Annotated in this window: 16 protein-coding genes; 7 read left to right on the top strand and 9 right to left on the bottom strand. The window is 71.1% G+C overall.

All coding sequences use genetic code 11. The features are described 5' to 3' along the window. Positions 1-99 precede the first annotated feature (99 nt). The gene (locus ACODT0_RS14345; protein ID WP_489041549.1) at positions 100-1,779 is read right to left on the bottom strand and encodes an NAD(P)H dependent flavin oxidoreductase family protein; all 1,680 of its coding nucleotides are present in this window, start codon (positions 1,777-1,779) and stop codon (positions 100-102) included. 67 nt (positions 1,780-1,846) lie between these two features. Between ACODT0_RS14345 and pdxR the strand changes: the two genes are divergently transcribed. Together pdxR and ACODT0_RS14335 are read left to right on the top strand one after the other, a co-directional pair. Beyond that, positions 1,847-3,346, top strand: a complete 1,500-nt coding sequence (gene pdxR / locus ACODT0_RS14340; RefSeq protein WP_489041554.1) for a MocR-like pyridoxine biosynthesis transcription factor PdxR — start codon at positions 1,847-1,849, stop codon at positions 3,344-3,346. A gap of 108 nt (positions 3,347-3,454) precedes the next feature. Beyond that, positions 3,455-5,746, top strand: coding sequence for a DNA/RNA non-specific endonuclease (locus ACODT0_RS14335; RefSeq protein ID WP_489041548.1), 2,292 nt, complete (start codon positions 3,455-3,457; stop codon positions 5,744-5,746). On the opposite strand, the gene ACODT0_RS14330 is transcribed toward ACODT0_RS14335, so the two are convergent. The 5 genes from ACODT0_RS14330 to ACODT0_RS14310 all read right to left on the bottom strand — a co-directional run bounded on the left by ACODT0_RS14330 (position 5,691) and on the right by ACODT0_RS14310 (position 14,722). After that, positions 5,691-6,233 carry a methylated-DNA--[protein]-cysteine S-methyltransferase gene (locus tag ACODT0_RS14330; protein ID WP_489041547.1) on the bottom strand — a complete coding sequence of 181 codons (543 nt, stop codon included), beginning with the start codon at positions 6,231-6,233 and terminating at the stop codon, positions 5,691-5,693. The two genes, ACODT0_RS14335 and ACODT0_RS14330, sit on opposite strands and share 56 nt — an antisense overlap. Continuing rightward, positions 6,230-7,453, bottom strand: coding sequence for a YbfB/YjiJ family MFS transporter (locus ACODT0_RS14325; protein ID WP_489041546.1), 1,224 nt, complete (start codon positions 7,451-7,453; stop codon positions 6,230-6,232). The genes ACODT0_RS14330 and ACODT0_RS14325 overlap by 4 nt, the downstream gene beginning before the upstream one ends. A gap of 72 nt (positions 7,454-7,525) precedes the next feature. Beyond that, positions 7,526-10,732, bottom strand: coding sequence for an amidohydrolase family protein (locus tag ACODT0_RS14320; RefSeq protein ID WP_489041545.1), 3,207 nt, complete (start codon positions 10,730-10,732; stop codon positions 7,526-7,528). 180 nt (positions 10,733-10,912) lie between these two features. Then, positions 10,913-13,984 carry an FAD-binding and (Fe-S)-binding domain-containing protein gene (locus ACODT0_RS14315; protein ID WP_489041544.1) on the bottom strand — a complete coding sequence of 1,024 codons (3,072 nt, stop codon included), beginning with the start codon at positions 13,982-13,984 and terminating at the stop codon, positions 10,913-10,915. A 30-nt stretch (positions 13,985-14,014) separates the two neighbouring features. Continuing rightward, positions 14,015-14,722 carry a GntR family transcriptional regulator gene (locus ACODT0_RS14310; RefSeq protein WP_261205684.1) on the bottom strand — a complete coding sequence of 236 codons (708 nt, stop codon included), beginning with the start codon at positions 14,720-14,722 and terminating at the stop codon, positions 14,015-14,017. A gap of 131 nt (positions 14,723-14,853) precedes the next feature. Here ACODT0_RS14310 and ACODT0_RS14305 point away from each other — a divergent pair, with 131 nt between their 5' ends. The 3 genes from ACODT0_RS14305 (at position 14,854) to ACODT0_RS14295 (ending at position 18,020) form a co-directional block, all read left to right on the top strand. Next, entirely contained in the window at positions 14,854-16,098 is a 1,245-nt protein-coding gene (locus tag ACODT0_RS14305; protein ID WP_057594796.1) for a pyridoxal-phosphate-dependent aminotransferase family protein, read from the top strand. 139 nt (positions 16,099-16,237) lie between these two features. After that, positions 16,238-17,215, top strand: coding sequence for a Bug family tripartite tricarboxylate transporter substrate binding protein (locus tag ACODT0_RS14300; protein WP_261205682.1), 978 nt, complete (start codon positions 16,238-16,240; stop codon positions 17,213-17,215). Positions 17,216-17,228: 13 nt separating this feature from the next. Then, positions 17,229-18,020 (top strand): 2-keto-4-pentenoate hydratase, encoded by a 792-nt coding sequence (locus tag ACODT0_RS14295; protein WP_489041543.1) that lies wholly within the window; start codon positions 17,229-17,231, stop codon positions 18,018-18,020. On the opposite strand, the gene ACODT0_RS14290 is transcribed toward ACODT0_RS14295, so the two are convergent. After that, complete coding sequence (locus tag ACODT0_RS14290; RefSeq protein ID WP_261205680.1) at positions 17,969-18,931, bottom strand: LysR family transcriptional regulator; 963 nt, start codon at positions 18,929-18,931, stop codon at positions 17,969-17,971. The genes ACODT0_RS14295 and ACODT0_RS14290 overlap by 52 nt on opposite strands. 103 nt (positions 18,932-19,034) lie before the next feature. On the opposite strand from ACODT0_RS14290, the gene ACODT0_RS14285 reads away from it, so the two are divergent. Together ACODT0_RS14285 and ACODT0_RS14280 are read left to right on the top strand one after the other, a co-directional pair. Then, entirely contained in the window at positions 19,035-20,225 is a 1,191-nt protein-coding gene (locus tag ACODT0_RS14285) for an MFS transporter (RefSeq protein ID WP_489041542.1), read from the top strand. 34 nt (positions 20,226-20,259) lie between these two features. Then, entirely contained in the window at positions 20,260-21,309 is a 1,050-nt protein-coding gene (locus tag ACODT0_RS14280; protein WP_422096957.1) for an aldo/keto reductase, read from the top strand. On the opposite strand, the gene ACODT0_RS14275 is transcribed toward ACODT0_RS14280, so the two are convergent. Both ACODT0_RS14275 and ACODT0_RS14270 read right to left on the bottom strand, forming a co-directional pair. Continuing rightward, positions 21,293-22,189: a 2OG-Fe(II) oxygenase gene (locus ACODT0_RS14275; protein WP_489041541.1), complete on the bottom strand. Its 897-nt coding sequence runs from the start codon at positions 22,187-22,189 to the stop codon at positions 21,293-21,295. The two genes, ACODT0_RS14280 and ACODT0_RS14275, sit on opposite strands and share 17 nt — an antisense overlap. A 14-nt stretch (positions 22,190-22,203) precedes the next feature. Next, positions 22,204-22,857, bottom strand: a complete 654-nt coding sequence (locus ACODT0_RS14270) for a hypothetical protein (RefSeq protein ID WP_296736921.1) — start codon at positions 22,855-22,857, stop codon at positions 22,204-22,206. Positions 22,858-22,882 lie beyond the last annotated feature (25 nt).

Below are 22,882 nucleotides of genomic sequence, written 5' to 3'. Positions count from 1 at the left end.
CGGAAGAACGGAAGGTGCGAAGAAGGAAAAACGGCCTGGGTTCGATACGGTTCACAGTCATTGCCGAACTCTAGGCCGCAGAGTTAGGAATGATCTGAATCAATTCTTAAGAAGCACGTCCTCGAAGAAGGCACCGATCGGCCGTTCGAGGTCGCGCACCTGGACCTCGAGCACCCAGATGCCGTCGCCCGGCACGAAGTCGGCCTCGGCCAGGCGGTGCTTGCCGTAGAGCGCATGCGGAAAGTCCGAGACGCGGTGGCCGGCCGTCTCGCGCACCAATGCGCAGCCCTGCGTGCGCGCAAGCTCGCTCGCGAAGTCGTAGAGCGCGGTGCCACTCAGTCCCTGCCGCCAGGCGTCCTGCGCGCGTTCGAAGATGTCGCGGGCCGCGCGAGTGACGCGCTCGTGGTCTGCATCGGCACCGCGAACGAAGGTATCGCCGTAGTCGCCCTCGTAGCCGTCCCACACCGGACCGAGGTCGACGGTGTAGACGTCGTCTTCGCGCAGGCGCCGCTGGCGATCGACCGGCTCGCGCGAAGTGCGCTGCGTGTCGGGCCCGAAGCGCACATAGGTCGGATGCCAGTTGTAGGCGGCGCCGAGCCGGCGCAGATGCCGGTCGGCGACCGCGATCGCCTCGCCCGTGGTCATGCCGGGCTCGATCAGCGCGGCGATCTGCGGCAGCGCCTCCATCGAGCGGCGGCGCGCCTCGAGGATGCCGTCGCGCGTGAACGTGGCGCCCACCTTCTCCCAGGGATGGCGCACGACCTGCTTCGTGCTCGGCAGAAACACCTCGGAGACGAAGCGCGCCTTCGGCAGCCCCTCGGCCTGCAGCAACGCCCGCGCGTCGCGCACCATGGCCGGGTTGCCGCAGGCATAGACGATGGTCCGCGCCCAGTCGGGCGCGGCCTTCGATGCCGCGTGCTGCACATGCTGCTTGCCCTCCACGCGTGACGACGGCACCGCGGTCCAGCGAAAGCCCGCGTGCACGCGCGCCATCTCGTCGAGCCATGCGGCCGCATAGCAGTCGCCGGCCTCGGCCACGCCCCAGTAGAGCGACACCGTGCGGAACGCGCCGCTCGCGAGCGCCGTCCGCAGGATCGGCCGAACGCCCGCGAAGCCGGTGCCGGTGGCCAGCAGCACGAGGTGCTCGATTCCGTCGGCGGGTGCCTGCCAGACGAAGGCGCCATGGGGCCCTTCGAGCTCGAGCAGGTCCGCGGGCCGCAGCGCCGCGAGACGCTGCTCGGTGAACAGGCCGCCCGGCATGCGGCGGATATGGAACTCGAGCCGGTTCGCTTCGCCCTCTTCCGACGGCCGGTTGGCGATCGAGAAGCTGCGGCGCTCGCCGTCCTCGAGCACGAACTGCGCATGCTGGCCTGGCGCGCAGCGGAACGGCTCGGCGCTCTGCAGCTCGACCACGAGCCGCGTGACCTTGGCCGTGAGCGGTTCGCAGACCAGCACCTTGGCCGAATGCCGCGATGGCGCGAGCGCCGGCGCGCTCCAGTGCGCGAAGCGCAGCCGCAGGTCGCTGGTGGCGCGGCATTGGCACATCAGCAGTTCGCCCGCGTCGACCTGGTAGGCCGCCTCCGAAGGCGGCGCGATGCGCTCGACGCCGCCTTCGAGCAGCTGCGCGCGGCACGAACCGCATTCGCCGCGCTTGCAGGAGAACGGCACGGCCACGCCCTGCGCCAGCGCCGCGTCGAGCAGGCTGCCCGCGCCATCGAGGGGAAATCGCGGGCCCTCGGGCGCGAGGGTGCAGAAGAAATGCGTGGGGTTCGTCGTCATGGGGAGCTACGTGGGAGGAATGCCTTGGACGCGAATCTAAATAGAATGTGGTCTTGCCTGTAGATCCATTTCGGAGAAAGCGATAAGGCCACTTTCCAGCCCCCCGCAGGCCCGGCGCACGCCATCGAACCTCGATCTCGCGACGGAACCACCGCGCGAGGGCGAAGCCAAGCAGGCCTGGATCTACCGCCAGATCCGCGCCCGCATCCTCGACGGCGCGCTGGCCAGGGGCGCGCGCCTGCCCTCCACCCGGCAACTGGCGCAGCGCTGGCAGGTATCGCGCATGACCGTCGACGCGGCCTACGACCAGTTGCGCAGCGAGGGCTACCTGGTCAGCCGGGCCGGATCGGGCACCTATGTGGCGGCGCAGGTGCCCGACCGCTTCTTCGAGGTCGGCGACGCGAAGCGGCGCCCGGCCACGCCCCGCTCGCGGCCGGCCTGGAAGACCGACATGGCGCCGCTCGCCGCCACCGAGGCCCACCAGGCCTTCATGGCGCGCGTGGCCGATCCGGCGCTGTTCCCGCTCGATCTCTGGCGCCGCGCGTTGCAGGCCAGCGCGCGGCGCGTGACCGCGGCGCAACTCGGCGACGACGACCCCTTCGGACTGCCCGAGCTGCGCGAGCAGATCGCCGGCTACCTCGGGGTGGCACGCGGCATCGCCTGCGAGGCCGAGCGGATCGTGATCGTCTCGGGCATCCGCGAAGGGCTCGACCTCTGCGCGCGGCTGCTGCTCGCGCCCGGCGACAAGGTCCTGCTCGAGGACCCCGGCTACCTGCATGCCGCGCCGATCTTCGGCCAGCACGGGCGGCAGGCGGTCCCGGTGCCCATCGATGCCGAGGGTTTCCCGGTCGCGCATGCGCGCCAACATCCCGATGCGCGGCTCGCGCATGTCACGCCCGCGCACCAGTCTCCCAGCGGGATCACGATGCCCGTGTCGCGCCGGCTCGAACTGCTGTCGTGGGCCGAAGCCGCGCAGGCCTGGCTGGTCGAGGACGACTACGACAGCGAGTTCAGCTACGACAGCGCCCCGCTGCCCGCCCTCAAGAGCCTCGATGCGGCCGACCGCGTGATCCACTGCGGCAGCTTCAACAAGACCCTGTTCGGCGCGCTGCGCATCGGCTACATGGTGCTGCCGCGCGCGCTGGTCGCCGACTTCCGCCGCGCCCGCCACATCGCCGGGCGCTCCACCGGCGTGATCGAGCAGATGGCGCTGGCCCGCTTCCTCGAGAGCGGCGACTTCGCGCGCCATGTGCGGCGCGCGCGCCTGGTCTATGCGCGGCGCCGCGATCTCGTGCTCGGCGGCCTGCGGGCAGCGCTCGAGCCCGCGCGGCTGCATGTCACCGGGGAACACGCGGGCTTCCACCTCGTGTGGTGGCCGCCGCCAGACATGGCGCTCGAGCCGTTCCTGCGCGCGGCCGCGCGGCAAGGGCTGCGCTTCCAGTCGATCTCCGATTTCTGCCGGCGCAAGGACCTGCCGCCGGGGCTGGTGATCGGCTACACGGCGATGGACGACGCGGCGCTGCGCCGGCACGTGGACGAGCTGCGGCGGCTGATCCAGAGCGCCTGACGCGGCCGTGCCTTTGCATCGTCCTGTCATCAAGGCCCTCTAAAAGGCGAGCGAGACGGTCCGCGAATCCGCAATCGCCGCCGCCCCCGCGGCCAGTTGGAGGAGAACATGAACGAGCCCGCCCACATCGGTGTCGCCGCGCGCCTGCGCATCCAGCAGCAGGCCGAACAGATCCAGCGCTCGCTCGACGCGATCGGCGCCGGCCGACCCGGCGACGCCGAGCCCGAGATGCTGCGCCGCAGCGCCGTGCTGCAGCGACGGATCGGCCTGCCCGTGCAGGAGGCCGCGCGCGAGGCGCCGCATTCGGGCGCGGAGAAGGTCTGGGGCAAGACGATCGACTTCGTCGATGTCGCGTTCCTGCAGCGCGGCGCCTATGCGGCACGCGCCGTGGCTCGGATCGCGGCGCGCGACGGCCAGGGCCTCGGCACCGGCTTCATGATCTCGCCCGTCCTGTTCCTCACCAACAACCACGTGATCGGCTCCAAGGCCGACGCAGCGGACCTGCTGGTGGAGTTCGACTACGAGCGCGACCTCGCGGGGCGCCCGCGCGTGCCCACGCGCTTCGCCTTCGCGCCCGAGGCCTGCTTCCTCACCAACGACCAGGACGACCTCGACTACACCGTGCTGGCGGTCGGCGGCCGCCTGAGCGGCCCCGGCACGCTCGCGGGCTACAGCTTCCTGCCGATCTCCGCGGCCCGCGACAAGCATCAGCTGGGCGACCACGCCAACATCGTCCAGCATCCCGACGGGCGCCTGAAGGAGGCCGTGCTGCGCGAGAACCAGCTGGTCTCGCGCGCGAGCACCACGCTGCACTACGTGGCCGACACCGAGCCCGGTTCTTCCGGCTCGCCGGTCTTCAACGTGCTGTGGCAGGTGATCGCCCTGCACCACTGGGGATCGCCGCACCGCGACCTGCTCGACCAGAACGGAAAGCGGATCGCCAAGACGGTCAACGAAGGCATCCGGATCAGCGCCATCGTGACCGACATGAACACGCGCAAGAGCGGCCTGCCGGCGCGCGAGCGCGAGAAGATCACCGAGGCCATCGCCGCGGGCCTGGACCCGCAGGTGGTCTCGTCCGTCGAGTCCGCGCTGGCCGTGGCGCATGACGCGTCGCTCGGTGCATCGGTCGACGTGGCCAGCGACGGCACGGCGACCTGGACCATCCCGCTGCGCGTGAGCGTGCAGCTGGGCGGCTACCCGGCCCGCGGCCCCGCGCAGGACGCCGCACCGCAACTGCCCGCCGCTGCAATGCCGCCGGGCACCGGCGAAGAGGCACGGGTCCAGGTCGATCCGGACTACGGCAACCGCGACGGCTACCAGCCCGACTTCCTGCCCGGCGTTGCCGTTCCCCTGCCCAAGCCACGCGGCGCGGCGGCCCTGCGCGCGGTCTCCGTCAACACGCGTCCCAAGGCGGGCCGGCCCAGGTACGAGCTGCCGTACGAGCACTTCAGCGTGGTGATGCACAAGAAGCGGCGGCTGGCCTGCTTCACCGCCACCAACATCGACGGACGGCTGGCCAAGAGCTACGACCGCAGCACCGGCGTCATCGCCGCCTTCCATCCGGGCGAGAAAGAAGCGGACGAGACCCCGGAGGCCAGCGAGCTCTGGTTCATCGATCCGCGCATCCCCGAGGAAGAACAGACCCCGCCCGCGCTGTACGCGGGACAGACGGCCTACGACGCGCAGGGCGCGGCCATCGTCGACAAGCGCAAGGCGGACCATGCGAACCGGATCTTCCAGCAAGGCCACCTGACGCGCCGGCAGGATCCGCTCTGGGGCCCGGACGACATCGTCGTGCGCGCCAACGCCGACACCTTCCACGTGACCAACCGGTCGCCGCAGGTGGGCTTCTTCAACATGGGCAAGAGAAAGCCGGGCGCCGAAGCCGCCGCGCACGCGGGCGGCACGCTGTACTGGCGCGCGCTCGAGGACTTCGCGCTCAACAACGCGGTGGCGGACCAGGCGCGCGTGAGCGTGTTCACCGGACCGATCTTCGACGACGAGAACGACATTCCCTGGGACCGCGGCATGCCCGAAATGGCCGGGTTCAAGGCCCCGCGCGAGTACTGGAAGATCGTTCTGCGCGTGGAGGACGGCCAGTTGCGGGCGACCGCCCTGAGCATCGACCAGACGCCGCTCATCGACTACGTGCCCGAGGCCACGCTGTCCGAAGCGGCCCTGGCGCGCGTGAGCTTCGAGAAGGTGAAGCGCTACCACGTGAGCATCGCGGAACTGGAGCGCAGGACCTCCCTCGATTTCGGCGCGAAGGTGCGAGCTGCCGACACCCATCGGGGCGGGGAACGGCGCGAGGTCGCGTCCTTGAGCCAGCTGCTGAACGTTGCTAGAACAGGGACGCCATCCCGTTCGGCCGCGCGCCCTCGATATCGAGCATCCTGAGCTTGGTCAGCGCCCCGCCGCCGGCCGAGAAGCCGCCGGGCTTGTTGCCGGCCGCCAGCACGCGGTGGCATGGCACCACGGGCGCGAAGGGATTGAGGCCCATGGCCTGGCCCACCGCGCGCGCCAGCGTCCTGTCGCCCAGTTCCTCGGCGATCTCGCCGTAGGTGCGCGTGTGGCCCGGCGGAATGCGCCGCGCGAGCTCGTAGACGCGTCGATGGAAGTCGGACAGGCCGCGCATGTCGAGCACGATGTCGCGCAGGTCGTCCTGCGCGCCTTCGAGCAGGGCCTGTACCGCCGCGATGGCGCGTCGCGCCTCGGCATTCGGCTCGGCCTCGGGCAGCGCCGGGAAGCGCTGGCGCATGCGACGGCGCGCGGGCTGTTCGGTGGGGTCGTCCTGCGGCAGTTGCACGCCGACCAGTCCTTGCGGCCCCCAGGCGATGCCGCAGACGCCGAGCGCGGTATCGAACACGGCGAAGCCGGCGTTCATGCGGGCTCCAGCGCATGCTGACGCGAGGCCAGCACGGCGCCGAGCCACAGCGCGATCGCCGACCCCACGAGGCCGCGCGCCAGCCCGCCCGGGCCGTCGGAGATCCAGCCGGTGATGGTCGGGCCCACGATCTGGCCGAAGGCGAACACGATGGTGAAGACGCTGATGCCCTGGGCCCAGCGCGAGGACGGCAGGTTGTGGCGCACCAGCGCGGTGGTCGAGGCCACCACCGAGAGGAACACGCCGCCAAACAGCAGCCCCGAGACCAGCGCGACGGGCGCCGAGGCGCTGAGTACCGGCAGCAAGGTCGCCACGCCCAGCAGTCCGTTGAGCAGCGCCTGCGGCTGCCCGCCGCGGTAGCGGTCGAGCAGGCCGGCCCACAGCCGCGACGAGGCGATGCAGGCGATGCCCAGCAGCGCATAGAACAGCGTGACGAAGCCCGCGCTCGCGCCCTGCTCGCGCAGCAGCGCGATCACGAAGGTCATGTAGCCGATGTAGCCGATGCCGAAGAAGCCATAGCCCGCGAGCGCCCAGCCGAAACGCCGCAGCGCGACCGGCGCGCCGGGTGCGGCACCGGGCGCCGCGGCGGCGGGCACGGGCGCGGGCCGATCGGGCAGCGCGCGGCCGGCCCAGGCCAGCAGCACGGTCGCCACGCCGCTGGCCACCGCCAGCGCCCACCAGGCCCAGGCCCAGCCATGCGGCTCGCCCGCCGCGGCCTGCAGCACCTGCGGCACGAGCAGCGCCGAGGCCAGGATGCCGAAGCCGGTGCCGCCGTAGTAGATGCCCAGCAGCAGGCCGCCGCGCGAGGCGTCGGCCTCGCCGAGCCGCGCGGCCATCAAACCGCCCGCCACGAACACCCAGGCGCTCGCGATGCCCGCGAGCAGCCGTTGCAGCAGCAGCGCGGGCGCCGCGGTGACGAAGCCGCTGCCGGCCATGAACAGGCTCGCGAGCACCGCGCCCACCACCAGCAACCGGCTCACGCCGAAGCGCCGCATCAGCGCCGGCGTGACCAGCGCGCCGGCCAGATAGCCGACCGCGTTGGCGGTGTTCATGCCGCCCGCCAGCGCATAGCTCCAGCCGAGGTCGTCGCGCATCGGCGGCAGCAGCAGCGCATAGGCGAAGCGCGTGATGCCGAGCGAGACGGCCGCGCCCATCGACAGGGCGAAGGCCAGCCGCAAGGTGGGCGGCACGGGGGCGGAGGAAGTCAGGGTGGTCGACATCGGGCGGTGCGCGGGGGATGCACCATTCTGCGGCAGCCGGCGCCGCCGCGCTGTCGCGCCCGTCGCGGCCACTCAGTGCCCGTGGCTCATGCTCGCGCAGTCGCCCGGTTCGACGCGGCAGCGCCGGGCCAGGACCTCGACCGCCTGGCGGCGCTGGGCCAGGACCGGCGGCGCGCGAAACGGCGCCAGGATCTCGGCCAGCGACAGGCTCACGCCGTTCTTCATGACGTGCTCCACGGCCGCCGCCGCCTTCAGGTCCTCGAGCGGATTGCCACGCACCATCACCAGGTCGGCCAGCTTGCCGACCTCCACGGTGCCCAGGTCGCCATCGACCCGGCTCATCCGCGCGGCGTCGATGGTCAGGCTGCGCAACGCCTGGTGGTTCGACCCCACCAGGCCGGCCGCGCGCAGGTTGGTGTGCAGCGCGATGCCGGGCGCCACCAGCGGCGTGTCGGAGCCGATCGCCAGCCAGCCGCCGGCGCGCCGGACCTTGGCGACCTGCTCCGCCTCCTGGCGCACCGCCTGCAGCATGCGCTCGCCGGGCACCGCGGTGCCGGCCAGGGCCGGCAGGAAGCTCGGCGGAATCAGCAGCCCGACCCGCTCGTCGGCGAGCATCGCCGCGTCCTGCCCCACCAGCGCCAACGAGGCGAACGAGGTCTCGACCAGCGGCATGCCGGCCTGCGCGTACAGGTCGTGCACGTCCTGGTAGCTGATGCCGCCAGTCGATTTCGACCAGCCGTAGCCCATGCGCTCGGTGGCCGACAGGTGCGTGGTGCCGCCGATGCCGGCGGCCGCGCCCGGTGCCACCAGGTGCGTGCCGGTCGGCACGCCCATGTCGAGCCCGGCCTGCGCGATCCTCGCCATGACCGGGATCGGCGCGCGCACATAGGACTTCAGGTAGTCGACGCCCATCGTCCTGGCCTTGGCGATCTCCAGGTCGGCCACTTCTGGCGTACGCAGCGTGCGCGAGAAGCCATAGGAGACCCGGTTGCCTTCCAGCAGCTGCGACGACGCGAACAGGCGGGGCCCGACGAGCTTGCCGGCGTTGAGCGCCTCGCGCATCTCGATGCCCTGGTGCAGCGCGTTCCCGACCGACTGCACCGAGGTGACGCCATAGGCCAGCATCGATGCGGCCACCTGGCCGAATCCGACATCCAGCGCATGGAAGTGGGAATCCCACAGGCCCGGCATCACCGTGAGCGCCGACGCGTCGATGAACCGCGCCGCGGCGCGGGCCGCCGCCGGGTCGTGCGGACGGATCGCGACGATGCGGTTGGCCTCGATCACGATGTCGACGTCGCTGCGCAGGCTTTCGCTGTTGCCGTCCCACAGGCGCCCCGCGCGCACGATCGTCGTGCCCTTCGGGCTCGCCTGCGTCCACGAGAGCGTTACCGGCACGTCCGTCGCGCCCGATCCGTCGGCGGCGATGGTCTTGAGCTTGTCGGCGGCCTTGTAGAGGATGGTGCGCGAGTCGCCCGCCCACGACGGCAGGTCGGCCGCCTCGCGCGTGATCGCCACCGCCGGCCCCGCGGGCGCGCCGCTCGGCTGGAGCGGCATCACGTGCAGCACCGAATCCATGATGAAGGCGACCTTGGTGCCGTCGGGCGAGACGCTCGCGGCGCCCTCGTCGCGGTCGGAGACATGCCGCGGCGCTTCGGCCACCGCGTGGAGGGTGCTGGTCCGGCCCGCGATGTCGATCACGCGCAGCTTGTTGTAGCCCTCGCGGAAGCGGTTGTTCACGCGCTCGTTGTCGACCAGCAGCACCTTCTTGCCGTCGGGCAGCCAGGACGGCCGGCTCACCAGCGGCCCGCTCGCCGTGACGACGCTGCGGGACGTGCGCGAGGCCATGTCCCAGATGTCGATCTGCCCCGCGCTGGTGCTGTAGGCGATGCGATCCCCGGCGGGCGACATCTTCGGCGCGTACATCGACTGGGCGCGGACCGCGGCCAGCCTCGTGCGCTTCATCGAGCCGATCTCGATCTGGTCGATGGCCAGCGCGCCCGCGTTGTCCTTCTCGGTGGAGAAGTAGACCGACAGCCCGTCGGGCGTGAACTGCGGACCGGCGTCGCGCGCGGTGTCGTGGGTCAGGCGCACCGGTGCCTGGCCGATCCGCATCACCCAGACGTCGTTGAGCGCAACGAAGGCCACGCTGCGCCCGTCCGGCGAGATGACCGGCGCGCTGATGCCGCGGACCGGCTGCGGACCCATGATGTCGAAGCCGTGGTCCTTGCCCTGCCCGGGCACGGGCCGGCGCACCGTCAGCGTCGCGCCGAAAGGCACGCTGGTCGGCTCGGCGCCCTTCGCGTCGCGGATGCGGATGCGCCCGTCGGCCGTGTACATGAAGCGGCCATCCGCCAGGTGGCGCACCGGGAACGGAAACAGGTCCTCGCCCGCGGCCACGTCCTGGCCGCCGACCGTCAGCGCGCGGCGCTCGTTCTGGAACACCAGGCCCTTCCCGTCCGGCGTCCATGCGGGCATGGTGCCGGTGGCGACACGCATCGGCGGCTCGCCGCCGTCGATGCGCTTCGTATGGATGGCCGCCCCGGCCACGAAGGCCAGCTGCTTGCCGTCGGGCGACACCGCTGGGTTGCTCTCGGCACCGGGCCCCGTGGTGAGCGCCGCATAGTCGGTCCCGGCGAGCGAGACGCGCCAGATCTTGTACTGCCCGTCGTTGCCTCGGTCCGAGGCGAAGACCAGGCTGCGGCTGTCGGGTGTCCATGCCGGCTCGCGATCGTCGTGGGGACCGCCGGTCACGCGCCGCAGCTCGGCGCCATCGGGCTTGACGACCCAGAGGCGGTAGTTGCCCTCGGCGTCGTAGTTCTGAAACGCGATCCACTGGCCATCGGGCGACCAGGCCGGCGCGGTCGGCTCCATCTCCCAGCCCGTCACGCGCCTGGCGTTGCCTCCGCCCATCGGGATGATCCAGAGCGCCCCCAGGGCCGTGAACGCGACCTGCCGGCCATCGGGCGACGGCGCAGCCGCCATGTTGGTGCCCTCGTGGAAGTTCACCGACACGTCGCGGGTCGCACCCCGCAGGGTGTTCAGGCTCGTGACCGGCAAGGGCACCGCGACCGGCGCGTCGCCGGGCGGACCGAATGCGGCAGCGATCCGTCCGCCGTCGTTGCCGCCGCCGCAGCCGGCCATCGTCCCGCAGGCGATGGCGAGCACGCCGAGCCGGACCGTGCGCGCGCGAGGTGGACGAGGCCGGCAGGGTGCGCGCGGCGCCGCGAACGAAACCAGTGGGCGTGCAAGGGCCATCGCATGCTTTCGCATGGTCATGGTTGTCTCCGATTCTTCTTTTCCGCAACTGCGTTGCGGTTCGCACGCGAGGTGGATCCGTCGCGCGGGCGGATTCTTTGCATCGCCACTGACAATCAACTTACGAGAATTCATTGAAGAATTCAATGCCCCGAGGCATGGGGCGCCGCACGCGCGAAGGGGGCCGCCGACGGCCGCCGCTCAGTGCGCCGCGGCGTCCGCGTGCACCAGCAGCCGCTCGAGCAGCACCGCCACGTGCACCGCCTCGCGCTGCGCGCCATCGGCGATCTGGTGCCGGCAGCTCGTGCCGTCGGCCACGACGATGGCGCCGGGCTTGGCACGGATCGCGGGCAACAGGCTGGCTTCGGCCATGCGCATCGAGACCTCGTAGTGGCTGGCCTCATAGCCGAAGCTGCCGGCCATGCCGCAGCACGAGCTCTCGATCAGTTCGGGCGCGGCGCCCGGGATCAGCTTCAGCACCTCGAGCACCGGGCTCACCGCGCCGAAGGCCTTCTGGTGGCAGTGGCCGTGCAGCAGGATCGGCGCCTCGGCCGGCTTGAGCGCGAGCTCGAAACGGCCGGCGCGGACCTCGCGCGCGACGAACTCCTCGAACAGCAGCGCCTGCTTGGCCACGGTCTCGGCCTTCTCGCCGAAGCCCATCACCAGGGTCTCGTCGCGCAGCGTGAGCAGGCACGAGGGCTCGAGGCCCACCACCGGCACGCCCGCGCGCGCCAGCGGCAGCAAGGCATCGATCAGGGCCTCGGCCTTGCGCTGGGCCTCCTCCACCATGCCGCTGGCCAGATAGGTGCGGCCGCAGCAGTGGTGCGCGCCACGCTTCTCGACCGTGTGCAGCACATAGCCCGCGGCCTGCAGCACGCGCGCGGCCGCGAGCGCGTTCTCGCTCTCGAAGGTGCCGTTGAAGGTGTCGACGAACAGCACCGCGGCCTTGCCGCCGCGCCGCGCGATCGCCAGCACGGTGTCGCGGTCGGCGAACAGGCCGGGCTCGCGGTCCTTGGCGCGCCAGAAGGTGTCGCCGCGCCAGGCCGGCAGCGAACGCTTCGCCGAGAAGCCCAGCAGCTTCTCGCCGAGCCAGGCGGCGCCCGGCACGCTGTTGCGCAGGTTCAGGAGCCACGGCAGCCGGCTCGCGCGGTGCGCGTAGTCGGGCAGCCGCGCCACCAGCCGGTCCTTGAGCGTGTGGCCGTGGCGCCGCTTGTAGTGGGCCAGGAACTCGATCTTCATCTTGGCCATGTCCACGCCGGTCGGGCAGTCGCGCTTGCAGCCCTTGCAGCCCACGCACAGGTCCATGGTCTCGTGCAGGGCCTCGCCGGTGAAGGCATCGGGGCCGAGCTGGCCCGACAGCGCCAGCCGCAGCGTGTTGGCGCGGCCGCGCGTGAGGTGCTGCTCGTCGCGCGTGACGCGGTAGCTCGGGCACATGGTGCCGGCGTCGAACTTGCGGCAGTGGCCGTTGTTGTTGCACATCTCGACCGCCTTGGCCAGGCCGCCGGTGCTGTCGCCGCCGGTGCCGGGCGCGGAGGTCTGCTCGGTCACCGGGTCGGCATTCACGTTCCAGGCCGACCAGTCGAGCACCGGCTTGAGTTCGATGCGGCGATAGGGCCTGGGCGCGGTCGGCGGCGCGAAGCGGAACAGCGCGCCGTCGTCCATGCGCGGCGGGTCGATGATCTTGCCGGGGTTGAACAGGCCGACGGGATCGAGCTTGTGCTTGATCGCGCGGAAGGCCTCGTTGATCGCGGGCCCGAACTGCCACTCGATCCATTCGCCGCGGCACAGGCCGTCGCCGTGCTCTCCGCTGAAGGCGCCCTTGTACTTGCGCACCAGCGCCGAGGCCTCCTCGGCGATCGATCGCATCTTGGCGCCGCCATCGGCGCGCATGTCGAGGATCGGCCGCACATGCAGGGTGCCGACCGAGGCATGCGCGTACCAGGTGCCGCGCGAGCCGTGGCGCGCGAACACCTCGGTCAGCGCGTCGGTGTACTCGGCCAGGTGCTCGAGCGGCACGGCGCAGTCCTCGATGAAGCTCACCGGCTTGCCGTCGCCCTTGAGGCTCATCATGATGTTGAGGCCGGCCTTGCGCACCTCCCAGAGGTTCTTCTGGCGCGCCTCGTCGGGCATCTCGACCACGCTGCCCGGCAGGCCCAGGTCGCCCATCAATTCGACCAGTCGTGCCAGCGCCTGCAGCAGCGGCGCCTTCTCGGCGCCCGAGAACTCCACCAGCAGGATCGCGGCCGGCTTGCCGATCAGCGCGGTCTGCACCGTGGGCTTGAAGGCCGGGTTCGCGAGGCTCAGCTCGATCATCGTGCGGTCGACCAGCTCGACCGCGGTGGGTCCGAGCTTGACGATGTGCTGCGCGGCATCCATGGCCGCATGGAAGGTCGGGAAGTTGACGATGCCCAGCACCTTGGCGCGCGGCAGCGGCGCCAGCTTGAGCGTGAGGCTGCGCGTGTAGGCCAGCGTGCCCTCGGCGCCGATCAGCAGGTGCGCGAGGTTCACGCTGCCGTCGGCCGTGTAGGGCTTCTCGCTCTGGTTGTCGAAGATGTCGAGGTTGTAGCCGGCCACGCGGCGCATCACCTTGGGCCAGTTCGCCGCGATCGCCTCGCGGTGCTGGCGCGCGAGGCCGCGCACGAACTGCGCGATGCCCGCGGCGCGCACGCCCAGCGTGCCCACGGGCCCGAAGTCCACCAGCTCGCCGCTCGACAGCCAGGCGCTCGCGCCGAGCACGTTGTGCACCATGTTGCCGTAGGCGATGGAGCGCGAGCCGCAGGAGTTGTTGCCGGCCATGCCGCCGAGCGTGGCCTGGGCGCTGGTCGACACGTCGACCGGATACCAGAGGCCGTGCGGCTTGAGCTGCGCATTGAGGTGGTCGAGCACCAGCCCTGGCTCGACGGTGGCGGTGCCCGCTTCGAGGTCCAGGTCGAGCACGCGCCGGAAATGCTTGCTGTTGTCGATCACCAGCGCCGCGCCCGTGGTCTGGCCGCACTGGCTGGTGCCGCCGCCGCGCGCGAGCACCGGCACCTTGAGCTCGCGCGCCATGTCGATGGCGGTGGCGATGTCGCGCTCGGTCTTCGGCACGAAGGCGCCGACCGGCGTGATCTGGTAGATCGAGGCGTCGGTGGCGTAGCGGCCGCGCGAACCGGCGTCGAACAGCACCTCCCCTTGCGTCTCGGCGCGCAGGCGGCGCGCGAGCGCCTCGCAGGTGTCGTTGGGCGGCAGGACGGTTCCGGCGGGCTGGATGCGGCTGGCGGGTTCGATGAGCATCGGGGGTTTTTCTTTGGGGGGACAGCGCGCTCAGGGCGCCTTGGAACGGGTCTTCTTCGCGGGCGGATAGATCTCGCCCTCGCGCAGCAGCTCGAGCACGGTGTCGCGCTTGCGCAGCACGTGCGCGACCAGCACCTTGCGCATGGCGGCGGCATCGCGCGCGGCCAGCGCCTCGATCATCTGTTCGTGCTCGGCCACGGCGCTCTTCCACTTGGCCTCGTTCTGGTTGGTGCGAAAGCGCAGCGACTGCACGCGCGCATTGATCGAGCGGTAGGTGTTCGACAGCACCGGGTTGCCCGCGGCCTCGTTGATCGCCGAATGGATGCGCGCATTGAGCCGGTAGTAGCCCGAGAGGTCGTGCCGCGCATAGCAGGCCAGCATCTCGTAGTGCAGCGCGCGTACCTCGGACAGCTGCTCCTCGGTGATGCGGCGCGCGGCCAGTTCGCCCGACATGCCCTCGAGCATGGACAGCACCTCGAAGGTGTCGATCACGTCGGCCTCGGTGAGCTTGACCGCCACCGCGCCGCGGTTGGGCAGCAGGTCGACCAGGCCCTCGGCCGCGAGCAGCTTGATCGCCTCGCGCAGCGGCGTGCGCGAGACGCGCAACTGCAGGCAGAGCTCGCGCTCGTTGAGCTTGGCACCGGGCGCGATCAGGCCTTCGACCAGCATGGTGCGCAGCCGCGCCGCGACCTGGTCGTGCAGCGCGAGGCGGGAGATTTCGATGATTTCGGCGGTCATGGGATGCGTTCTTTGGGCCTCGTGATTGCATTTTGAATGCAAAAAAGAAGAGCTACAACCTTTGATATTGAGGGTAAACCAGCAGAACAAAATGAATTTTGAATGCAAAACTGGCGCCGAAAGGACCCGCCATGCTGCAACTCGACCTCCATCCCACCGGCCGTCACTTCCTCCAGATCCCCGGCCCCAGCCCGGTGCCCGACCGCATCCTGCGGGCCATGAGCCTGCCCACCATCGACCACCGCGGGCCCGAGTTCGGCACGCTGGGCCTGAAGGTGCTCGGCGGCATCCAGCAGATCTTCAAGACGAAGCACCCGGTCGCGATCTACCCGGCCTCGGGCACCGGCGCCTGGGAGGCCGCGCTCGCCAACACGCTGAGCCCGGGCGACCACGTGCTGATGTACGAGACCGGCCACTTCGCCTCGCTGTGGCAGAAGATGGCCACGCGCCTGGGCGTGTCGACCGAGTTCCTCGCCTACGCGGGCAGCGACGACCAGCTGCCCAACGCGCCGAGCTGGCGCCGCGGCGTGCAGGCCGAGCTGATCGAGGCACGGCTGCGCAAGGACACCGAGAAGAAGATCAAGGCCGTGTGCGTGGTGCACAACGAGACCTCGACCGGCGTCACCTCCGACATCGCCGCGGTGCGCCAGGCCATCGACGCGGCCGGCCATCCGGCCCTCTTGATGGTCGACAGCATCTCGGGCCTCGCGAGCGCCGATTTCCGCCATGACGAATGGGGCGTGGACGTCACGGTCAGCGGCTCGCAGAAGGGCCTGATGCTGCCGCCGGGCATCAGCTTCAACGCGCTCTCGCCGCGCGCGCTCGAGGCATCGAAGGGCGCGAAGCTGCCCAAGGCCTTCTGGGCCTGGGACGAGATCGTCGAGATGAACAAGGACGGCTACTGGCCCTACACGCCCAACACCAACCTGCTCTACGGCCTCTCGGAATCGCTCGACATGCTGTTGGGCGAAGGGCTGGACAACGTGTTCGCGCGCCACCGCCGCTGGGCCGCGGGCGTGCGCGCCGCCGTCCAGGCCTGGGGCCTGCCGATCCAGTGCGCCGACCCGGCCGTCTATTCGCCGGTGCTCACGGGCGTGATCACGCCCGAGGGCGTCGATGCCGATGCGCTGCGCCGGCTGATCCACCAGCGCTTCGACCTCTCGCTGGGCACGGGCCTGGGCAAGCTCAAGGGCCGCATGTTCCGCATGGGCCATCTCGGCGACAGCAACGACCTCACGCTGGTGGCCATGGTCGCGGGTGTCGAGATGGGCATGAAGCTCACCGGCATCAAGCTGGCCGGCAGCGGCGTGCAGGCGGCGATGGACCATTTCGCGAGCCACGCGGCCGCGCCGGTGGCGCTGAAGAAGGCCGCCTAGCGACACAGGGAGCCTCGATCGATTCCAGGCCGCAGCGCGCCGCTCGAACGGCGCGGCGGCCTCGGCGCGAGGGCCGCACGGACATGCGCCCTTCCCGCCCCGCATCCGACACCCCCATCCATCCACGGAGACAAGCACGATGCAACGACGTTCCCTGATCCAGGCCGCGACCGCCGCGGCCGCCACGCTGGGCGTGCCCCGGCTGTTCGCGCAGGACTGGCCCAACGCGCCGGTGCGCATCGTGGTGGGTTTCCCGCCGGGCGGCGGCACCGATGCGCTGGCGCGCGTGGTGGCGCAGAAGCTCACCCAGATGTGGAACCAGCAGGTGATCGTCGAGAACAAGGCCGGCGTGGCCGGTGTGCTCGCCGCCGACTACGTGGCGCAGCAGCCGAGCGACGGCAGCACGCTGCTGATGGCCCACATCAACAGCCACGCGCTCGCGCCCAGCCTGCAGCCCAAGCTGCGCTACAGCGTGGAGCGCGACTTCGTGCCGATCGTGCTGGTGGGCGTCACGCCCAACCTGCTGATCGCGAGCCCGGCGCAGAAGGCGCTCACGGTGAAGGACATCGTGGCCGCCTGCAAGGCCGCGCCCGGCACGCTGAGCTTCGGCTCGGCCGGCGCGGGTTCGGCGCAGCACCTGGCGCTCGAGATGTTCAAGCTGCAGGCCGGCGTCGATGCGCTGCACGTGCCCTACAAGGGCAGCGGGCCGCTGCTGGCCGACCTGATGGGCGGGCAGATCCAGTACAGCTTCGAGACCATGACCGCCGCCACGCCGCACGTGAAGAGCGGCCGCGTGCTCGCCGTGGCGCAGACGCGCACCCAGCGCGCCAAGGGCCACCCGAACGTGCCGACCATGCAGGAGCAGGGCTTCCAGGGCTTCGAGGCCACCACCTGGTACGGCCTCGCGGGCCCGGGCAAGCTGCCGGCCGCCATCGCGCAGAAGGTCAACCGCGACGTCAATGCCGTGCTCGCCATGCCCGACGTGCAGGAGAAGCTCGACACCTACGGCGCCGAGGACGGCGGCGGCTCGCAGGACAAGTTCAGGCAGTTCATCCACACCGAGATCGCCAAGTGGGCCAAGGTGGTGAAGGACGGCAACGTGCGCGTCGAATCTTGAGAAGATCGGCGGCATGAACGCACACACGACCACCCTGCCCCCTTCTCTTTCCGCGCTGGCCGACGCCCTCGTCGCCGCGCGCCGCGCCAACCGCACGCTCGATGCCGTGCCCTGGCTCGACACGCTGCACGAGCCCGCCGAGGCCTACGCGGTGCAGGACGCGGTGGCCGCGGCACTCGGCTGGTTCGACGCGGGCACCCTGCCCGGCTGCTGGAAGTCCGGCGGCGGCTCGCGCAATGCGACGCTCACGCATGCGCCGCTGCCGCCCGCCGGCGTGCGCCAGAGCCCGGCCGATTGTTCCGACCTCGTGTTCCACCAGCCCGGCATCGAGGCCGAGATCGCGCTGCGCCTGGGCCGCGAGGTCACGCCGGCACAGGCCGCGTCGCTCGACCATGAAGACGCGGCCGCGCTGGTCGATGCCATGACGGTCTCCATCGAGGTCTGCGATGCGCGCTGGCAGGACCGCGAGGCCGCCACGCCGTTGCTGCGGCTGGCCGACTCGCAGGTGCATGGCGCGCTGGTGCTCGGCGAATGGCGGCCCTTCGCCGCCATCGACTGGGCCTCGCAGCGCTGCGAAACCAGGATCGGCGACGCCAACACCGTGGTGCGCGAAGGCAGCCATCCGCTCGGCGATCCGGCCTGGCTGCTGCCGATCTGGCTGCGCCATCTCACGCGCCATGGCCAAAGCGTACCGGCCGGCACGGTCGTCACCACCGGTTCCTGGATCGGCCTGCTGCCCTGCGCGCGCGGCGATCAGGTGACGGCCGATTTCCCCGGCATCGGCGCCGTGCGGCTGCGCGTGTAGCGCCCGCCACCCACGCCCGAACAGGCCACGAGGAAGTCGAGCACCGCGCGCACCCGCGCCGGCAGGGTGCCGGCCTTGCCGATGTAGACCGCGTGGATCGGCTCCACCTCGTTCGGGTTGAACTCCTCGAGCAGCGGCACGAGCCGGCCCGCGTCGATGTCGTGCTGCGTGTGATAGAGCGACAGCCGCGTGATGCCCGCGCCCGCGATCGCGAGGTGGCGCAGGGTCTCGCCATCGCCCGCGCGCACCGGGCCGGCCACCGGCAGCAGGATCGTCCGGCCGTCGATACGGAACGGCCAGTCGGGCGCGCTGCGCCGGTAGGTCCAGCCCAGGCGGCTGTGCGCCTCGAGTTCCTGCGGCGTGCGCGGCGTGCCGTACTTCGCGAGGTAGGACGGGGCGGCCAGGAGGGTCTGGCTGGTGTCGCCGATGCGCCGCGCCACCAGGTCGGAGGCCGGCAGCTGGCCCCAGCGGATCGCGATGTCGGCGCGCTCGTCCATCAGGTCGACGATGCGGTCGGTCAGCGCGATGTCGAGCGTGATCTGCGGATGCAGTTCGATCAGCTTCGGCACCAGCGGCACCAGCATGTGGTGGCCGAAGGACACGCTGGCATTGATGCTGACCCGGCCGCGCGGTGCGGCACCGGCGGCGGCGCAGCGCTCGGCCTCGTCCATGTCGGCCAGCACGCGGTGGCTGCGCTCGTAGAAATGCAGGCCCTCGGGCGTGAGCTGCAACTTGCGCGTGGAGCGGTGCACGAGCTGGATGCCCAACCGCGCCTCGAGCCGCGCCACCAGCTTGCTGACGGCCGATGGCGTCATGCCCAGCAGCCGCGCGGCGGCCGAGAAGCCGCCCGCGTCGACCACCTGCACGAAGGCCTCCATCTCGCCCGAACGGTTGACCTCGATGCGCGGCATGGCGTGTTCTCCGGTGGATTCGGTTTGTGAGTTGAATTCACAAGTGCATTGACCGGCGGCATTCTAGTCAACGAGGGACTTCGTCCGCACAGTACAGGGCATCATGCCCATCGCTCTACTCGCCCTCACCGCCGGTGCCTTCGGAATAGGCACCACCGAATTCGTCATCATGGGCCTGCTGATGCAGGTCTCGACCGACCTCCAGGTCTCGATCACGGCCGCCGGCCTGCTGATCTCGGGCTACGCGCTCGGGGTCGCGGTCGGCGCGCCGCTGCTCACCATCGCCACCCGCCGGCTGCCGCGCAAGACCGTGCTGCTGGCGCTGATGGCGATCTTCACGCTCGGCAACATCGCCTGCGCGCTGGCACCCAGCTACGAACTGCTGATGGGCGCGCGCGTCATCACCTCGCTCGCGCACGGCACCTTCTTCGGCGTCGGCTCGGTGGTGGCCACCGGCCTGGTGGCGCCCGAACGCCGCGCCTCGGCCATCGCCATCATGTTCACCGGCCTGACCGCCGCCACCCTGCTGGGCGTGCCCTTCGGCGCCTGGCTGGGCCTGCACTTCGGCTGGCGCGCGGCCTTCTGGGCCGTGGCGCTGATCGGCCTCGTGGCGCTCGCGGTGCTGGCCGTGTTCGTGCCGCGCGTCGAGGGCGAGGCGAAGCCCGCGCCGCTGCGCGAGGAGATCGCCGTGCTGGCTCGGCCCCAGGTGCTGCTGGGCCTGGCGATGACGGTGCTCGGCTTCGCCGGCGTGTTCGCCGTCTTCACCTACATCCAGCCGCTCTTGACGCAGGTCACGGGCCTGCCGGAATCGGCGGTGTCGCCGATCCTGCTGGTGTTCGGCGGCGGCCTGGCCGTGGGCAACATCCTCGGCGGTCGGCTGGCCGACCGCGCGACCATGCCCGCGGTGCTCGGCACCTTGGCCGTGCTCGCGGTGGTGCTCGGCACCATGCAGTTCGCGATCGGCACGCCGATCGCGGCGGTGGTCTTCGTCGGCCTGCTCGGCGTGGCCTCGTTCGCCACGGTGGCGCCGATGCAGCTGCGCGTGCTCGAGAAGGCCTCGGGCGCGGGCCAGAACCTGGCCTCGAGCCTCAACATCGCGGCCTTCAACCTCGGCAATGCACTCGGCGCTTGGGCCGGCGGCGTGGTCATCGACCATGGCCCGGGCCTGCGCGCGCTGGGCTGGGCCGCGGCGCTGCTGACCGTGGCGGGCCTCGCGATCGCGCTGTGGAGCCGCGCGCTCGACCGCCGCGGCGACCGCACCCTGCCGGGCGACTGCGCCTCGGTGCGTGCCTGATCCATCCCCCCATTCAAACAACGGAGAAGTTCTCATGGAACAACGCTTTCTCGGCCGCTCGGGCTTCAAGGTGCCCGCCCTCGGTTTCGGCGCCGGCACCTTCGGCGGACAGGGTCCTCTGTTCAGCGCCTGGGGCAACACCGGCACCGACGGCGCGCGCCGCATCGTCGACATCGCGCTCGATGCCGGCGTGAACCTGTTCGACACCGCCGACGTCTATTCGAACGGTGCCTCCGAGACCATCCTCGGCGCCGCGCTCAAGGGCCGGCGCGACAAGGCCATCGTCTCGACCAAGCTCTCGCTGCGCGCGGGCGACGGCCCGAACCAGGTCGGCGCCTCGCGCCACCACCTGGTGGGCGCGACCGAGGCCGCGCTCAGGCGGCTGGGCACCGACTACATCGACATCCTGCAGCTGCACGCCTTCGACGCGATGACGCCGGTCGAGCAGGTGCTGGGCACGCTCGATGCGCTCGTGAAGTCGGGCAAGGTGCGCTACATCGGCATGTCGAACTTCTCGGGCTGGCAGCTGATGAAGTCGCTCGCGGCCTCCGACCGGCTCGGCCTCGAGCGCTACGTGGCGAACCAGACCTACTACTCGCTGGTCGGGCGCGACTACGAGTTCGAGCTGATGCCGCTGGGCCTGGACCAGGGCGTGGGCGCGATCGTCTGGAGCCCGCTGGGCTGGGGCCGGCTCACGGGCAAGATCCGGCGCGGCCAGCCGCTGCCCGCGGGCAGCCGGCTGCACGAGACCGCCGGCTTCGCGCCGCCGGTGGACGACGAGCGCCTCTACCGCGTCGTCGATGCGATGGACATCGTGGCCGAGGAGACCGGCAAGACCCATGCGCAGATCGCGCTCAACTGGCTGCTGCAGCGGCCCACGGTGGCCAGCGTGCTGATCGGCGCGCGCGACGAGGCGCAGCTCACGCAGAACCTCGGCGCGCTCGGCTGGCAACTGAGCGACGCGCAGATGGCGCGGCTCGACGCGGCCAGCGCGATCGCGCCGCCCTATCCGTACTACCCGTACTGGAACGGGCAGTTCGCGGAGCGCAGCCCGGTGGCGGTGCCGATCAACGCGCCGGCCTGAGCTCGCCGGCCGACACGAAGCGGCGCGCGCGCATCCACTTGGTCACGACCCATTTCTCGCCGCGTGCCACGGGCGCGCTCGCGTGCAGCGAGCGCGCGTCGACCCGGCCCTCGTCGTCGCCGTACTCGAAGTAGCAGGCATTGCCGCGAATCGGCGACATCGCCAGGCCCAGCTGCGGAAAGACGGTTTGGCCGCCCTCGGGCACGTCGTTGAGGTAGGTCACGAGCGTGCTCACGCGCTGGCCGCTGCGCGCGATCGATTCGCGGTTGGCCAGGTTGCTCGGCGCCAGGTAGTCGTGGTGGGGTTCGCTGCCCGCGCCCTCCGGATAGTGCAGCAACTGCAGGCCCTCGCCGTTCTCCAGCGGCAGGTTCATCAGCGCCGACAGTCGGCGGTCGAGGCGGGCCACGAGCTCGTTCTCGGCCAGGCGGAAGAACATGCCCCAGCTCGCGCGCCGGTCGCTGACCACGTCGCGCCCGCTCATCGGATCGACCAGGGTGGAAGGCGCGAGGCGCGGCCGCGCCATCTCGATCAGGGCCCGGCACTCCTCGGCATCCATCACGTTGCCCAGCGAGGCATGGACCGGGTCCTCGCCGCGCGCATGCACGACGATCTCGCGGTCGATGGCCTGGATCCGCGTGCCCGCTGCGAGCCGCATCGCGGGCCGGGCGGCGCCCGCATCCGGCAGCTCGATGGCATCGACCGGCATCGCCGCGCCGCGCTGCCGCGCATCGACATGGGCCGCGACGATGGCCTGCGCGGCGCGTTCGTTCATGCCCTTGCCGCGCATCGTGGCGACCAGCGCCTGCGGCATCTGGCCGCCATCGAGCATGCCCTGGAGCCAGCGTCCCAGTTCGGGGGAGAAGCGCACGACGGTGCTCATGGCCGTGTCACTGCTCAGACGGGACCCAGGTGCGGCACCCAGCCCTTGTCGCCGCGCGTGAAGCCCTGGCGCAGCTGCAGCGGGCCGTTGGCGCCATTCATGATGCGCGCGACCATCGGGAACACGCGCTGTGCGTCGGGGTCCTGCATCCACGGCGCCGGCTCGATGCGGTAGGTGTAGCTCACCACGGCCATCGGATGGCTGGCGTCGGTGCCGGCCAGCTTCACGTCGACGATCTTCTCGCGCTGCAGGTGCGCCACGCAGAAGTCGTTGGCATGTTCGGCATCGCGGGTGGCATGCGAATGCGGCTTGTAGAACTTGCGGCCCTCGTCGGTCAGCTCGAAGCGCTTGACCGCGCCGTCGGGGTTCTCGGCGCTCTTGGGTGCGGCGACGATGGTGCTGCGCACCAGGCCCAGCTTCTCCATCACCGGGAACTGCACCGCATGGCGCGCGCCGGAACCGGCCTCGGCTTCGGTCAGGTCGATCGGCCAGTCGAACATCGCGAGGCAGATGTCGCCGCGCTCGGCCAGGTAGGCATCGAGCGGGGCCGCGAGGTTCTCGGCGGTGGGGGCGCTGGCGTCGGGGCCGGCGCTGCAGGCGGCGAGCGCGCAGAGCGCGCCCATCGCCGTGAGGGTTGTCAGGGTCTGGAGCGAGGAACGGAGATTCATGGGGTTCTGGTGGAGGTATCGGGTA

The organism is Variovorax sp. FG153, assembly GCF_057809595.1.
Note: the sequence above shows the minus strand (reverse complement) of the source record. Positions and strands in the feature narration are given on the sequence as shown.

What these genes read in the sequence shown, in the direction of transcription:
- ACODT0_RS14325 (WP_489041546.1), bottom strand. Translation starts at nt 7,453, where the DNA reads ATGTCGACCACCCTGACTTCCTCCGCCCCCGTGCCGCCCACCTTGCGG.
- ACODT0_RS14280 (WP_422096957.1), top strand. Translation starts at nt 20,260, where the DNA reads ATGGAACAACGCTTTCTCGGCCGCTCGGGCTTCAAGGTGCCCGCCCTC.
- ACODT0_RS14335 (WP_489041548.1), top strand. Translation starts at nt 3,455, where the DNA reads ATGAACGAGCCCGCCCACATCGGTGTCGCCGCGCGCCTGCGCATCCAG.
- ACODT0_RS14300 (WP_261205682.1), top strand. Translation starts at nt 16,238, where the DNA reads ATGCAACGACGTTCCCTGATCCAGGCCGCGACCGCCGCGGCCGCCACG.
- ACODT0_RS14345 (WP_489041549.1), bottom strand. Translation starts at nt 1,779, where the DNA reads ATGACGACGAACCCCACGCATTTCTTCTGCACCCTCGCGCCCGAGGGC.
- ACODT0_RS14305 (WP_057594796.1), top strand. Translation starts at nt 14,854, where the DNA reads ATGCTGCAACTCGACCTCCATCCCACCGGCCGTCACTTCCTCCAGATC.
- ACODT0_RS14295 (WP_489041543.1), top strand. Translation starts at nt 17,229, where the DNA reads ATGAACGCACACACGACCACCCTGCCCCCTTCTCTTTCCGCGCTGGCC.
- ACODT0_RS14275 (WP_489041541.1), bottom strand. Translation starts at nt 22,189, where the DNA reads ATGAGCACCGTCGTGCGCTTCTCCCCCGAACTGGGACGCTGGCTCCAG.
- ACODT0_RS14320 (WP_489041545.1), bottom strand. Translation starts at nt 10,732, where the DNA reads ATGACCATGCGAAAGCATGCGATGGCCCTTGCACGCCCACTGGTTTCG.
- ACODT0_RS14330 (WP_489041547.1), bottom strand. Translation starts at nt 6,233, where the DNA reads ATGAACGCCGGCTTCGCCGTGTTCGATACCGCGCTCGGCGTCTGCGGC.
- ACODT0_RS14290 (WP_261205680.1), bottom strand. Translation starts at nt 18,931, where the DNA reads ATGCCGCGCATCGAGGTCAACCGTTCGGGCGAGATGGAGGCCTTCGTG.
- ACODT0_RS14270 (WP_296736921.1), bottom strand. Translation starts at nt 22,857, where the DNA reads ATGAATCTCCGTTCCTCGCTCCAGACCCTGACAACCCTCACGGCGATG.
- ACODT0_RS14285 (WP_489041542.1), top strand. Translation starts at nt 19,035, where the DNA reads ATGCCCATCGCTCTACTCGCCCTCACCGCCGGTGCCTTCGGAATAGGC.
- ACODT0_RS14315 (WP_489041544.1), bottom strand. Translation starts at nt 13,984, where the DNA reads ATGCTCATCGAACCCGCCAGCCGCATCCAGCCCGCCGGAACCGTCCTG.
- ACODT0_RS14310 (WP_261205684.1), bottom strand. Translation starts at nt 14,722, where the DNA reads ATGACCGCCGAAATCATCGAAATCTCCCGCCTCGCGCTGCACGACCAG.